Origin of the sequence: Serratia sp. NPDC087055 (genome assembly GCF_044900985.1) — a bacterium.
Taxonomy (GTDB): Bacteria; Pseudomonadota; Gammaproteobacteria; order Enterobacterales; family Enterobacteriaceae; genus Serratia.
Window position 1 is genome coordinate 483,826 of sequence record NZ_JBJDOG010000001.1, and the last position, 13,200, is coordinate 497,025.

Consider the following 13,200-nt stretch of genomic DNA (forward strand, 5'->3'; position numbering starts at 1 on the left):
TGCGGTAAATAGTAAACAGACATTAAACGAAGGTGCCAAGCGCACGAATAGGTAAAAAAAGAGTGGCTGAGCGTTAATTCTTCCCATATAAAAACAAATCAAAAGGTTAATTATACTTTTTGTTTTTAATCAGTGGATTGTGTTTTTTTGGTGTGTTGGGCGGTTATTTTATCGTTGGGCCACCTCCTGCGGAGGCGGCCCAGAATGTTAAGCGGAATAAATGCAGTTTTTACCCTGTTCTTTAGCTTGGTACAACGCACTGTCTGCCTGGTTGATAAAACCAATAGGTGTGTCGTTATACATATGCGGAACCTTGGCATAGATACCAATACTGATGGTGACGATGCCATGCGGGTTACCCCGATGCGGTATTTTCAAATCACGCATCGCTTCGATAACGCGTTCAGCGAAGATAAACGCGCCTTGAGCATCGGTATCCGGCAGAATGATGCCCATTTCTTCACCACCGTAACGGGCCATAATGTCGTTACTGCGGCTGGCTAACCCTTTAAGCATTTGCCCGATCTGCTGCAGGCACTGATCGCCGGCGACGTGGCCGTAGATGTCGTTATACTGCTTGAAATAGTCGATATCCAGCATCAATAACGCCACGCTGCGATAATTGCGTGAAGCGCGCATCAGCTCATTTTTTAACGCGATATCAAACTGACGGCGGTTGGCCAGGCCAGTCAGGCCATCCAGCAGTGCCAGCTCTTCCAGCGTGCGATTGATGCTGGTGAGCTGATCTCGGGTGCGCATGAGTTCAGCTTCGGTTCGTACACTGTGATTGATTTGGCGCATCAGCACGAGGCCCAACGCCAGCAGAATAGCCAGTAGGGTGACCCCCCCCAGGGCAAATACGCCAGAGTCGTTGCGCCAATCGGCCAGTGCATCTTCTTTCGACAAGCCCGCCGCAATCACCAATGGGTAACGGTTCACTCGCGAATAGCCATAAATCCGTTCCACCTTGTCGTAGCGCGAGATAATGGTGGCATTACCGAATTCGGAGTGCGGCAGAATTTCGCGAAACAGCACGCCATCAGAGATGTTCTTGCCGATGGAGGCAACGGAATAAGGGCGACGGTAGAGAATGGTGCCGTCCGCCAATAGCAGGTTGAGTGATGCATCGCTGTTTAACGCAAAGGTATCGTAAAACTGGCGGAAATAATCGACGTACAGTGTGGCCAAGATTACCCCGGCAAAACTGCCGTCCGGGTTATTAAAACGCCGCGACACCGGGATGATTAAATCGCCGGTAGAACGGCTACGCACGACTTTACCGATATAGATCGTGTTGCTGTTGTGATCGAGGTGATATTTAAAATACTCGCGATCGGCATTGTTGGCGTTTTGTACGAATCTTCCCGATGAAGTGACGATCCAATTTCCTTTAGCATCGTAGACAAACAGACCGTGCAGTTGAGGCAGGTTACCGACCTGGGATTGCATGACTCTTTGCAGCCGCAATTGTTGCAGTTGGCCTAACCCATCGTGTTGAATCCGTTCGGTAAGATCAGCCAGCGTGCTGTCTGTCTGCATAAAGGTATCATCAGCATGCTGCGCCAAAGAGCGTGCCAGATTAGCAGATTCATGGTTGGCGCTTTGCAGGTCACGCTGGTGCGCATTCCAAATCTGCCAGGCGTTAAACAGGATCAACGTGGCGGCAACGATGACGACAAATACGCCGGCCTGGAATAATAACGGGGAATTTTTACCGTTGTGCGGCTGCTCGGCATTCTGAGGTTGCTGCTGTGTCATGTCACCCTTGCTATACAATCTTCAAATCGTGTTAAGAACAATCCTACATCTTATTCGTTAATCCGGCAGACCACTACTCCCTTACGCAAAATGAGCAAACTGCCATGCGAACATATTCGTTCCCGATTGCGTAGGTGTCGTATGCGAGTCCCATTCAAACATGGCGATGAGCGGGGTGTTCCTCTAGAGACAAGGTGAAATTCATCGGTATACAATTCGCCATAAAACCGGATTAGAGAATAATAAGGGATCCCGGCATGTCTGATTACATCATTATTAGTTTATTGACGTTGGTTGTTTATTATCCAGTAACCTTGGGGGTGCTGGCGTTATTGATTGGGTTTGCCTGGCGGCGGCGTAAATCGCCTTACTGGCGTTTAGGGCTGGTGCTGTTGGCTGCCATGTTTGTGTTGTTCGCCATGGCGGCGTACGACTGGTATCACTACAACTGAGCGTTGGCGGTACGATGGCCGCTATCGGCGGCGGACACCGCACCGAGATGACGCGTTACTCAACGTTAACCATCCAATTAACACCAAACCTGTCGGTCAGCATGCCGAAACCCTTGGCCCAGAAGGTGGGCTGGAAAGGCATGGTCACTTGACCGCCCTGTGAAAGCTTTTCAAACAGCTCACGCCCTTGTTCGACGTTGCTCGGATTGAGTGACAGCGCAAATCCTTTGTGCGATGCGTCGGCGCCATCTTGTGGGCAGCCGTCGGAGGCCATCAACGCGGTTTCACCAATCAATAACCGCGCATGCATGATGGCCTCTGGATCGACATCTTGCGGGTTTCCTTGCTTGGCCTCTTCCGGCATCTCTTTGTAACGCATCATCATTTCAAGTTTAGCGCCCAACTGCGCCACGTAGAAGTTAACCGCCTGCTCACAGTTACCGCTAAAAAATAAATAGGGTTGAATCAACATGACATTGACCTCTGTTATGGCCCGTCAGAACCTTTGAGTGCCCACGGGCGGGAAGCAATAGTTTCTGTTTGCGACTATTGCCGTTGGCAACTTACAAGTGTAGTGCGATTAGCGCTGAATGCCTTGTGGGCGATCACGCTGTAAGAATTTCTTGCATTGCGGGGGCTATTGGCCAAAAAACCGGGACAGTTCATCCCAGTTTGGACAGATTATCTGAGCGGTCACAGTTTCTATACTCGTTACACCCTTCACTAACGGAGTGACTGTAATGAGCAAGCAATCTTTAAATGGAAAAGTCGTTTTGATCGCGGGCGGCGCGAAGAACTTGGGTGGCCTGGTAGCACGCGATCTGGCGGCTAACGGTGCGGCGGCCGTGGTGGTGCATTACAACAGTGATGCGACTCGAACGGCAGCGGAAGACACGCTGAAGGCAGTGAAAGCAGCAGGTGCACAGGCGATAGCGGTACAGGGCGATCTGACGCAGCCTGGTAACGTGGCACGGCTGTTCGAAGAGGCGGTCACGGCGTTCGGCAAAGTGGATATTGCGATCAATACAGCGGGTCTGGTGATCAAAAAACCGATTGCCGACGTCACCGAAGCAGATTACGACAGCAGTTTTGACATCAACGCCAAGGCGGCGTTTTTCTTTATCCAACAGGCGGGTAAACATCTGGCCGACAACGGGCGCATTGTGACGATTGTCAGTTCATTGTTGGCTGCCTACACGCCATTTTATGCGGTCTATCCTGGCAGCAAGGCGCCGGTAGAGCACTTCACCCGCGCTGCATCCAAAGAATTTGGCGAACGCGGGATCAGCGTGAATGCAATCGGCCCAGGGCCAATGGATACCCCGTTCTTCTACGGCCAGGAAAGCAAGGAAGCGGTGGACTATCACAGCAGTGCTGCTGCACTGAGCAAGTTTTCGAAAACGGGTCTGACCGACATCGAAGACATCGCGCCAATCGTTAAATTTTTGGTCACTGACGGCTGGTGGATCACCGGTCAGACGCTGTTTGCCAACGGTGGCTATACTACTCGTTAATCTCAATTCTGCTGCGGCCTGTGCCGCAGCCTGTTTATCAGGATGCACAATCGGTGGATAAAATAGGGAGATTGCGGGTTTTTATCCAGGTTGCCGAGGTAGGCAGTTTCATCCGAGCCTCGCAAATCTTGATGATGCCGAAAACCACGGTGTCGGCGGCAATACAGCAACTGGAACATGAAATGGGCGCTCGTCTGTTTCATCGCACCACCCGGCGGGTGCAACTGACCAGCGACGGTGAACTGTTACTTGAGAAAGCACGCAACCTGCTGGGTGACGTGGAAGAATTGGAAAACCTTTTTCACCGCCAAAACGGCCCCATTGATGGTCGTCTGACCGTTGATGTCCCCAGCCGCATAGCCCGGCGGATGCTGGTACCCGCATTGCCCGATTTCTTTTCTCAGTACCCCGACATTCAGTTATTTCTCAGTGCCAGCGACCGCTCAATCGATTTGATTCAGGAAGGGGTCGACTGCGTGGTACGCGTGGGTAGCCTCAGCGACAGCAGCCTGGTCAGCCAGCCACTGGGCCGACTCAGCATGATTAACTGCGCCAGCCCGGACTACCTGCAGCGTTACGGTATCCCGCATACGCCTGCTCAATTGGACGATCATTGGGTGGTGGGCTATGCGCAACCTACGCTGGCAGGGGCAGATACCTGGTCGTGGCAACAAGGGGAGCACTATGGTGAAAAAACGCTACGCAGCCGGGTGACGGTTAACAATGCAGAAAGCTATATCGGGTGTTGTTTGGCAGGACTGGGGTTGATGCAGATACCCCGATTTGATGTTCAGCATCATCTGGATAACGGCAGTCTGTGTGAAATCTTGCCACAGGCTCGTCCGCCAGCGATGGGCATTGCGTTGCTTTACCCGCACCGCCGCCAGCGTTCGGCACGTTTCATCGCGTTTGCCGAGTGGTTTAGCCACTTAATCAAGCCGTTTTGTGAACCCTAAAGCCTGATGGCCTATGGGATTTTTATCTAAACGCGGCGGAATTTATTATTGGTTTTCAGCCAATTAAATTTGCTGAAAAAACAAGACACAATTAAAGCCAACAATAAAGTGACAAAGGATGTGTAACATTACATAAGCAGGAGGGTGGCAGAGCCATCCCAGACGGCAGCCAGGGCGTATAACGCGGCCAGTATCAGTAAAAAGGGTGTGTTGGTCATGGTCTGTCTCCCGCAGGGAAATTCCTCCTTGTTATAGCGCGCAGAAATGACAGTTAGATGAAGGTGGTCGTTTTATGTACAGACAAATTCAGACAGACGGAAATGTGTAAACTGCTGATATTTGTCTATAGTAACAGTGTGAAGATGCGTGTTTAGCGCGATTCACCCTGTATCGCGCTGCCGGTCACGGCAAGCACAGGGAAATACCAGTGCGAAAATATCGATCAGGGTTGGAGCAGGCGCCGTCGTGGGTCTGGTGATAGAGTTTCTTTTAGGCAAAAGGTAATAGGGAGAGTAAAAATGGGCATCATTTCCTGGATCATTTTTGGTTTAATCGCCGGTATCTTGGCTAAATGGATCATGCCGGGCAAGGACGGTGGCGGATTTATCATGACCGTCATCCTGGGGGTCATCGGTGCTGTTGTCGGCGGCTATATCAGTACCTTCTTCGGTATGGGCCGTGTTGACGGCTTCAACCTGGGCAGTTTTGTTGTCGCGGTAATTGGTGCTCTGGTAGTACTTTTTGTCTACAGAAAGATCAGAAACTGATTCGGTGCTGATCAATAGGGTCGCTACGGCGGCCCTTTTTCGTTAAGTCACAGGGGCGTGCGGCTTATGCCGACGGCCTGAAGGAGATTACCATGGGTCTGTTTGATAGCGTATTGGGCAACATTCTGGGCGGCAGTAACGGTAAAGGCCTGGATTACGTTGCTATCATGCAATGGGTTGAGCAACAGGGTGGTCTGCAGGCGATTCTGGACAAGTTCCGTCAGGGGCAATTCGGCGATGTGGTCGGCTCATGGCTGGGCAACGGTGAAAACCAGCAGATAAGCGGCGATCACGTGCAGCAGGCGCTGGGTAGCGATGCGATTAACCAGTTGGCAGAAAAGCTGGGGATCGACCCGGCTCAGGCATCAGCGACGATTGCGCAGTTCCTGCCAACGGTCGCTGACGCGGCGTCACCCAATGGGGAAGTGCAGCAAGACAGCAACGAACTGGGCGACATGGTCGGTAAACTGTTCAAATAATGCTTATGCCCTCGGCGTATTGCCGGGGGCATGATTCACGCTTATTCCCTCAATGTCTCCCAACGCTTCCTGCAGGTAATCCACCCAGGCCCGTACTTTGCGAGGAATGAACCGCGCGCCGGGATAAACCGCATGCAATGCCATTGCTGGGTAGTGCCAGTCAGGCAAAACCGGCACGAGCGCACCGGTAGACAGTTGCCGACCAATCAGCGGCCGCTGCGCACCACCAATCCCCAGCCCTGCCTCGATAGCGGCCAGCAGTGAAAAGGTATTGTTCGCGCGAAAAACCGGACGCAAATTTACCATCTCGGCACCCTGAGGGCCGATTAACGTCAACGAGTCACCGTCGGTGAGACCGCTGTAGCGTACATGCGAATGTGCTGCCAGCTCTGCCAGCGTTTGCGGTGTGCCATGTCGTGCCAGGTAAGCCGGTGATGCAACCAGCATCCGTTGCAATCCCCCCAATCGTCTCGAGACGATGCCTGGGGCATTGAGTTCACCAAAGCGAATCGCTACGTCAACGCCTTCCCCTATCACGTCGGCGCGGCGGTCATCCAACAACAGCTCGATATTCAGTGCCGGGTGGAGTTGCTGAAAGGCAATGACCAGCGGTGTCAGGTGCTGCTGGCCGAAACCCGTTGGCGCGTGAATACGCAACGGGCCATACAGTTTCTGGTTCAATCCCTGCAACGCTTCTTCAGCGTCGTTCACCGCCGCAAGAATCGGTTTGATGTGTTGGTAATAACCGGCACCGGCGTCGGTCAAGGTTACGGCTCGGGTACTGCGAAACAGCAACTGCGCCCCCAGCTGCTGTTCCAAACCGGCGATTTGCTGGCTGACAGCCGGCTGAGTCAGGCCGAGGTCGCGGGCAGCGGCAGAAAGATTGCCGAGTTCGGCCACGCGGACGAAGGTTTTCATTGCGCTCAGTTTGTCCATTGCTGTTCCACCTATAGAATTTACTTATAAGTGTTAGTAAGAAAGGCCTTCTACCGCAAGCGTTGCTTATCACTCACAGTGAATACATCAATTCATACTGAGTGGGGCATATATGCAAAACGATAAAGTGGCATTGGTGGTAGGCGCTAACGGCGTTATTGGCAGCAGGCTGATTGATGAGCTGGAGCAACAAGGCTGGCAGGTGATTGGCCTGTCCAGGCGCGGGGGCGTCGATCGGGCGCGAGTGCGTTATCTGGCCGTCGATCTGTTGGATGCGCAGGCAACGGATAACGCTTTGCGTTCGTTGACCCGGGTCAGCCACATTTTCTACGCGGCTTATCAGGATGCGTCGGACTGGGCGGGGTTGGTTGCGCCGAATGTGGCGATGTTAACGCATGTTGTGGAGGCATTGGAGCCGTTTGCACCGGGACTGGAACACATCAGCCTGATGCAGGGCTATAAAGTCTACGGTGCCCATCTGGGACCTTTTAAAACGCCAGCGAGGGAGAGTGATGCTGGACACATGCCGCCGGAGTTTAATCTTGCGCAACAGCGTTATCTGGAACGGCGTCAGCAAGGGAAGAGTTGGCATTGGAGTGCAATCCGTCCAAGCGTTGTTGGCGGTTTCTCACTGGGCAATCCGATGAACCTGGCACTGACCATCGCCGTTTATGCCTCTATCAGCAAGGCATTGGGGATACCGTTGCGTTTTCCCGGTAAACCGGGTGCTTATCACAGCCTGTTGGAAATGACCGATGCCGGGCTACTGGCGCGCGCTACGCTTTGGGCGGCGACAGAACCGGCGGCGGCCAATCAGGCGTTTAACATCAATAATGGTGATTTGTTCCGCTGGAGCGAGATGTGGCCAAAAATTGCCGCCTATTTTGACATGGAGATAGCACCGCCGTTACCCCTGGTGCTGGACTCGGTGATGGCGGATAAAAGCGAGTTGTGGCAATGCCTTGTGCAACAGCATGACTTGGCCGAGACTGACTATGGCGCGGTGGCGAGCTGGCGCTTTGCCGACTTTGTTTTTTCGTGGGATTACGACATGTTCGCGGATGGCAGTAAGGCACGCCGCTTTGGCTTCCACGCATTTATCGAGACGGAAGCGATGCTGTTTGCGCTGTTTGATGAGTTCCGCCGTCGCAAGATTATTCCTTAAGCTGGCTGGCGGGGCAGGCGTTTTTTATGGCAATCTTTGGCTGCCGCTTGATGTGGCAGTCAGAAGGCCGTCATTTCGACAGGCCACGCCGATGATGAGGAATTAAACGTGACAGGGATTACCGCCATACTGACGCTTTTGCTGGCGCTGGTGACCATTGCGCCACTGTCGAAGCAGGCAGCCTGGTGGATTCGGGTGTGGGATTTCCCCCGCCTGCAAATACTGGTGCTTTCCCTATTGGTGTTGTTGCTTAATTTGCTGTTTGTGCCCTTGTCACCTTGGGTGTGGGGCATGATGACGGTAAACCTGGCCTGTGCCCTGTATCAGGCCGCATGGATTTACCCTTATACCCCGTTGAGCAAACCCCAGGTGCTGGACTTTACCGGTTATCAGAAGAAGCCACGTATCCGCATTTTGGTGTCCAATGTGTTAACCCCTAATCGCCAGGCGGAAAAACTGTTGGCGTTGGTGGCTACCGAGCGACCGGATGTGCTGGTCGCTGTAGAAACCGACAACTGGTGGGAGCAACAACTGTCGGTGCTGGAACAAGACTACCCGTACACGCTGAAATGCCCGCTGGATAATCTGTACGGTATGCATGTCTATTCACGGCTGAAACTTAGCGACGCCCAAATTCAGTACCTGGTGGATGAGCAGATCCCGTCGATGCACATGATGGTGCATTTGCCGCAGGGGCCGCAGGTACGCTTGCACTGTGTGCATCCGATGCCACCAAGCCCGACAGAAAATGAAGAGTCAGAAGATCGCGATGCCGAGTTGGTGATGGTGGGCAAAAGTGTGGACAAATCGACGTATCCGGTCATTGTGACCGGCGATCTCAATGATGTGGCGTGGTCGACTACCACTCGGCTGTTCCTCAAAGTCAGCGGTTTGTTGGACCCGCGCCGTGGCCGAGGTATGTTCAGCACCTTCCATGCAGGCTATCCGTTCCTGCGTTGGCCGTTGGATCACGTGTTCCACAGTGATGATTTTGTGCTGGGTGCGCTGCGTCGTTTACCCCATGTAGGATCGGATCATTTCCCGATTTTGGTAGAACTGGTGTATTCGCCAAAACAGGGGGAGCAGCAGGAAAGCCTGGAGAAAGACAGCGAAGATGAAGCGTTGGCACAAGAGAAGTTGGCCAATACCGGCTCTACGCCTGACGATGTGCATACGCCCGGCGCTTGACGTTTCAGGTTTACCCCGCAGCGCGGACTGCGGGGTGTTGTACTCTAGAGCGTCAGCATAATTTTCCCAATATGCTGGCTGGATTCCATCAGCGCATGGGCTTGTGCCGCTTGTTCCAATGGGAAGGTTTTAAATATCTGCGGTTTCAACGCCCCGCGCTCCAGCAGTGGCCAAACTTTTTGCTGTAAATCGGCGGCAATCTGCGCTTTGTCCTCTACGCTACGTGCGCGCAGGGTCGAGCCCGTGTGGGTCAGACGCTTAATCAGCAACGGCATCAGGTTCAGTTCCTTAACCACGCCATTCTGGGTGCCGATTTGCACAATGCGGCCATCCATCGCTGCCGCCTGGTAGTTTTTCGCCACATAGTCCCCGGCGATCAGATCGACAATGACGTCTGCACCCTTGCCGTCTGTGGCGAGTCTTGTTTGTTCAACAAAATCTTCGCTGCGGTAGTTGATCGACACATCTGCGCCCAATGCCAGACTCGCCTGGCGTTTTTCTTCCGAGCCGACGGTGGTGATCACTCGGGCGCAGAAAGCTTTCGCCAGCAAGGTGGCGACAGTGCCAATGCCCGACGTACCGCCATGAATCAAGACGGTCTCACCGGCCTTCAGGTGGCCACGTTGGAACACATTGACCCAAACGGTAAAGAAAGTTTCTGGGATGGCTGCGGCCTCTATCAAACTGAAGCCCTGCGGTACCGGCAGCACGTTGGTTTCATGTACCTTGCAATATTCTGCATACCCACCGCCGGCAATCAGGGCACAAACGTTATCGCCAATGGCGTAATTTTGTACTCCAACGCCGGTGGCGACCACAGTACCTGCGATCTCCAGACCAGGAATATCGGAGGCGCCAGGCGGTGGCGCGTATTGGCCGCGGCGTTGCAGGACGTCAGGACGGTTAACCCCGGCGGCGGCGACTTTCACCAGGATCTCCCCCTGTTGCAGGACCGGGAGTGGCCGTTGGACGACAGCTAAAACCTCGGGTTCACCTGGCTGGCTGATTTCGATGGCTTTCATGGTGCTGGGCAGCTGTGGGTTGGCTGACATGGTGGTTCTCCTCAGTTGGCGTTCAGGTGCAGTAACCAGTGTAGGTAACCGCCTGCTGTAATTCATGTTTATCTTACAGAAATGCCGAAGAGGGGATGTAGCGCATTGAGCGGTTTAACACGGGGAAAAAGGGGCGCCGCCGCAGGGGCGGCAGGGGGATTAATCGTTCGGAGGGATACGGAAACCTTTCAACGACACGATAAAATGCTCTTTCCCTTTGGAGATTTTTGCGCCTCTATCGCACCACAGGCTGGCGAGCTGGAAAAAATCATCACTGTCGATGTCATAAGCCAGTTCAATTTTTTTGGCTGTGCCGTAACGGATCAGCTTTTCTGCTTCCTGGTGGTTTGTTGCTTTGATGGTGGTCATAACGAAATCCTTGGTGTTAAGCCAGTGCGGATAATCGCAACCATCATATGGCCATATTGTGACAATTTTGTGATAAAAAAATGACAGGGTGCAATTCTGTGGCCTGAGGCAGGGTAGGGAGACCCTGCCTTCAGGAGCGCGTCCGTCAACGATCGTGCGGACGCAGCAGGGTGTTTTTCTTCTGTGATTTAAAGTGCTTATACAGTGCGAACCCTGCGATGCCGGCTAACACTGCCAGCAAAGATAGATATTCAGTCGCCATCTGGCCAACCTCCGATATAGCGTGGCTAAGGAGCGGCTATTTGTGACAGTAATCACGTTATGGCGCAATGAGACCATTCTGTAAGGCTACAGGTGACTGATATATAGGCATAAAAAAAGCGCCTATAGGGAGGCGCATAAAAAATTGCAACACAGCTTGTTGTGCTCAGCACCAGGAGAAGTGGTGAACACAAGCGCATTGTATGAACCCTGTGCTGCCGCAGATATAGGGTAACTCTTAAAGCGCAGTTACCACTGATAACCCATGTTCACGCTGTAATCGGGATCCTGATTGGTGGAGTAGGGATCTGACTGACGGCGGCGATCGGTTTTTTTCACCGGCCCGTTAATGCCTGAATACACCTTGGGGCGTTGGCGACTGCAGCCAGGGTGGTCACACTCCATATCAAGGCGAAAACCGGTTTTGTCTTCTGACTCTGACCAGACCACAGGCGGTTTACCTGTTTTTTTTGCCGGGCCAAGTGCAGCTTGCGGAGCAGGTGCCGGTGTGATGCTAGGCTCCGGAGCGGTATAAGACAGGTCCAGCGCCAGGGCTGGGGCGCTCAGTATCAACAGAGCGGTGCAGCAAGAGGCTGCAAGCGTAGGCCATCTCAGCATGGTCGATCTCCCTTTATAGTTACGCAGCGCAACTATAAAACAGCGAGACGAGAATTACTATCATTTGTAACACCTGTTGGCGTTGGGGATTTGGCTGTGCTCAGGTTCGGGTCTAGTATATGAGCAACTTCTCTTTATAAGACATTGGGCTATGACCATTGACACCCCGGCGCTCGGCTGGCGCCAACGCAGCTATCGGCTGCTTTTCGACAATCATTTCCGTTCTGGCCGAAGAATGGAAACGTTTTGGGTCTGCACCGCATTACTCAGCGTTGTTCTGTTGTTTCTTGAACCGGGTGGCAGTGCCTTGTATTTTCCTGGCCAGGAAGCCATTTATCTTTTCTTCTGGGCTGAGGTGGTTTTTACCTTCATTTTTACGCTCGAGTATCTGTTACGGCTGTGGTGCACACCGCGCGAGCAACACTATGCCTTCAGCTTTTTTGGCGCAGTTGACTTACTGACGGTACTGCCGTTGTACATCATTTGGCTGTTCCCACATATGACGGTCGAGTTTGTGATGCTGTTGCGCGTTATGCGGATACTGCGTGTGCTGCGGGTCCTGAAGCTTCTGCGTTACATGAGCGAAATGGGGATGATTTGGCGCAGCATTAAGCTGGCGCGTCATAAGTTGGCGATGTTTTTTGGTTTTGTCGCCGTGGTGCTGTGCGTGTTTGGTGGCCTCATGTATGCCGTTGAGGGTGGCACCGGTGGTTTTACCAGCCTGGCGGCCGCCGTGTATTGGGCTGTCGTCACGCTAACCACGGTAGGGTACGGTGATATCGTCCCCCATACGCCGGTGGGGCGTATATTGACCTCGGTGCTTATCCTGTTGGGGTATTCGATTATCGCGGTACCGACAGGCATTCTGACGGCCTACATGTCACAGGAGCTGCAACGCAACCGTGAAAGGCGGAATTGTGAACAATGTCAACGGGGTGGCCATGAGAAAGAGGCCTCATTTTGCAAGTTTTGCGGCTTTGCATTGCCGCCGTTATTCGGAAAACACCGTCAGAAATGACGATAAATTAAGCAAGATGGACTGAATCCTGTGCGTTTAGCCCCGTTTCCACAAAGGGGCTAACAAAAAGAGTTGCTATTAAAGTCCCATCATGAGTTAATGCTTCTCGGCCTGTGGTACAGACCTATTTATGCACGACATTTTGAGTAAAGTAGTTCAAATTTAAAGCGTTATCCTAGATAGCTCTTCTCTGACGAATTTCCTTTCTAGTGCCTCCATAAGTAACTGATGACCGGCTATATCTTGCCCATGGTGGCGTAAATTTAATATTGAAGGAATTAGACATGTCTAACATGATCAAAGGTCAAGTGAAGTGGTTCAACGAGTCTAAAGGTTTTGGTTTCATCACTCCAGCAGACGGCAGCAAAGACGTGTTCGTACACTTCTCTGCTATCCAGGATCAAGGCTTCAAGACCCTGGCTGAAGGCCAGAACGTACAGTTCTCTATCGAGAACGGTGCTAAAGGTCCGTCAGCGGCTAACGTTACCGCTATCTAATCGGCCTCTTGCTGATTAATAAAAACCCGCCAAGGCGGGTTTTTTTGTGTCTGTAATTTGTCGCAGGCAAAAAAATGCCCGCAAGTCTGCGGGCAAAAGTTCCTTGTTACTTCTTCATTTGCTGGTACTTCTCTGGGGGGAAGCACCGAGGAACAGACTACCGGTTGCAG

At 52.7% G+C, this 13,200-nt stretch carries 16 protein-coding genes; 9 read left to right on the forward strand and 7 right to left on the reverse strand.

The features are described from left to right. Window positions 1-207: 207 nt before the first annotated feature. A complete protein-coding gene (locus tag ACI2J2_RS02235; protein ID WP_404759333.1) occupies window positions 208-1,758 on the reverse strand; it encodes a diguanylate cyclase in 1,551 nt (516 codons plus the stop codon). Between the two features lie 257 nt (window positions 1,759-2,015). Here ACI2J2_RS02235 and ACI2J2_RS02240 point away from each other — a divergent pair, with 257 nt between their 5' ends. Next, a complete protein-coding gene (locus ACI2J2_RS02240; protein ID WP_209635700.1) occupies window positions 2,016-2,210 on the forward strand; it encodes a hypothetical protein in 195 nt (64 codons plus the stop codon). 55 nt (window positions 2,211-2,265) lie between these two features. Here the strand turns inward: ACI2J2_RS02240 and ACI2J2_RS02245 are convergent, their stop codons facing one another. After that, window positions 2,266-2,682, reverse strand: coding sequence for a VOC family protein (locus tag ACI2J2_RS02245; protein WP_209635698.1), 417 nt, complete (start codon window positions 2,680-2,682; stop codon window positions 2,266-2,268). Window positions 2,683-2,950: 268 nt separating this feature from the next. Between ACI2J2_RS02245 and ACI2J2_RS02250 the strand changes: the two genes are divergently transcribed. The 4 genes from ACI2J2_RS02250 (at window position 2,951) to ACI2J2_RS02265 (ending at window position 5,926) form a co-directional block, all read left to right on the forward strand. Beyond that, a complete protein-coding gene (locus tag ACI2J2_RS02250) occupies window positions 2,951-3,724 on the forward strand; it encodes an SDR family oxidoreductase (protein ID WP_209635696.1) in 774 nt (257 codons plus the stop codon). A gap of 53 nt (window positions 3,725-3,777) precedes the next feature. Next, complete coding sequence (locus tag ACI2J2_RS02255) at window positions 3,778-4,680, forward strand: LysR substrate-binding domain-containing protein (RefSeq protein ID WP_209635694.1); 903 nt, start codon at window positions 3,778-3,780, stop codon at window positions 4,678-4,680. 518 nt (window positions 4,681-5,198) lie between these two features. Further along, on the forward strand, window positions 5,199-5,447 hold the full coding sequence (locus ACI2J2_RS02260) for a GlsB/YeaQ/YmgE family stress response membrane protein (RefSeq protein ID WP_135317107.1): 249 nt from the start codon (window positions 5,199-5,201) through the stop codon (window positions 5,445-5,447). A gap of 92 nt (window positions 5,448-5,539) precedes the next feature. After that, complete coding sequence (locus tag ACI2J2_RS02265) at window positions 5,540-5,926, forward strand: YidB family protein (RefSeq protein ID WP_265553989.1); 387 nt, start codon at window positions 5,540-5,542, stop codon at window positions 5,924-5,926. Between the two features lie 3 nt (window positions 5,927-5,929). Here the strand turns inward: ACI2J2_RS02265 and ACI2J2_RS02270 are convergent, their stop codons facing one another. Beyond that, window positions 5,930-6,862: a LysR family transcriptional regulator gene (locus ACI2J2_RS02270; RefSeq protein WP_404759334.1), complete on the reverse strand. Its 933-nt coding sequence runs from the start codon at window positions 6,860-6,862 to the stop codon at window positions 5,930-5,932. Window positions 6,863-6,974: 112 nt separating this feature from the next. Between ACI2J2_RS02270 and ACI2J2_RS02275 the strand changes: the two genes are divergently transcribed. Together ACI2J2_RS02275 and ACI2J2_RS02280 are read left to right on the forward strand one after the other, a co-directional pair. Next, window positions 6,975-8,027, forward strand: a complete 1,053-nt coding sequence (locus tag ACI2J2_RS02275; RefSeq protein ID WP_404759335.1) for an SDR family oxidoreductase — start codon at window positions 6,975-6,977, stop codon at window positions 8,025-8,027. Between the two features lie 108 nt (window positions 8,028-8,135). Further along, on the forward strand, window positions 8,136-9,215 hold the full coding sequence (locus ACI2J2_RS02280; RefSeq protein WP_209635685.1) for an endonuclease/exonuclease/phosphatase family protein: 1,080 nt from the start codon (window positions 8,136-8,138) through the stop codon (window positions 9,213-9,215). Window positions 9,216-9,259: 44 nt separating this feature from the next. Here ACI2J2_RS02280 and ACI2J2_RS02285 read toward each other — a convergent pair whose 3' ends face one another. The 4 genes from ACI2J2_RS02285 to ACI2J2_RS02300 all read right to left on the reverse strand — a co-directional run bounded on the left by ACI2J2_RS02285 (window position 9,260) and on the right by ACI2J2_RS02300 (window position 11,515). After that, window positions 9,260-10,267, reverse strand: coding sequence for an NAD(P)H-quinone oxidoreductase (locus ACI2J2_RS02285; protein WP_209635683.1), 1,008 nt, complete (start codon window positions 10,265-10,267; stop codon window positions 9,260-9,262). A 159-nt stretch (window positions 10,268-10,426) separates the two neighbouring features. Then, window positions 10,427-10,636, reverse strand: a complete 210-nt coding sequence (locus tag ACI2J2_RS02290) for a hypothetical protein (RefSeq protein ID WP_061806577.1) — start codon at window positions 10,634-10,636, stop codon at window positions 10,427-10,429. Window positions 10,637-10,781: 145 nt separating this feature from the next. Next, window positions 10,782-10,898: a FeoB-associated Cys-rich membrane protein gene (locus ACI2J2_RS02295; protein WP_209635680.1), complete on the reverse strand. Its 117-nt coding sequence runs from the start codon at window positions 10,896-10,898 to the stop codon at window positions 10,782-10,784. Window positions 10,899-11,146: 248 nt separating this feature from the next. Beyond that, window positions 11,147-11,515: a hypothetical protein gene (locus ACI2J2_RS02300; RefSeq protein WP_404759336.1), complete on the reverse strand. Its 369-nt coding sequence runs from the start codon at window positions 11,513-11,515 to the stop codon at window positions 11,147-11,149. A gap of 151 nt (window positions 11,516-11,666) precedes the next feature. Here ACI2J2_RS02300 and ACI2J2_RS02305 point away from each other — a divergent pair, with 151 nt between their 5' ends. Both ACI2J2_RS02305 and cspE read left to right on the forward strand, forming a co-directional pair. After that, window positions 11,667-12,533, forward strand: a complete 867-nt coding sequence (locus tag ACI2J2_RS02305) for an ion transporter (protein ID WP_265553974.1) — start codon at window positions 11,667-11,669, stop codon at window positions 12,531-12,533. A gap of 284 nt (window positions 12,534-12,817) precedes the next feature. After that, window positions 12,818-13,030, forward strand: a complete 213-nt coding sequence (gene cspE, locus ACI2J2_RS02310) for a transcription antiterminator/RNA stability regulator CspE (protein ID WP_004946278.1) — start codon at window positions 12,818-12,820, stop codon at window positions 13,028-13,030. Window positions 13,031-13,200: the final 170 nt, after the last annotated feature.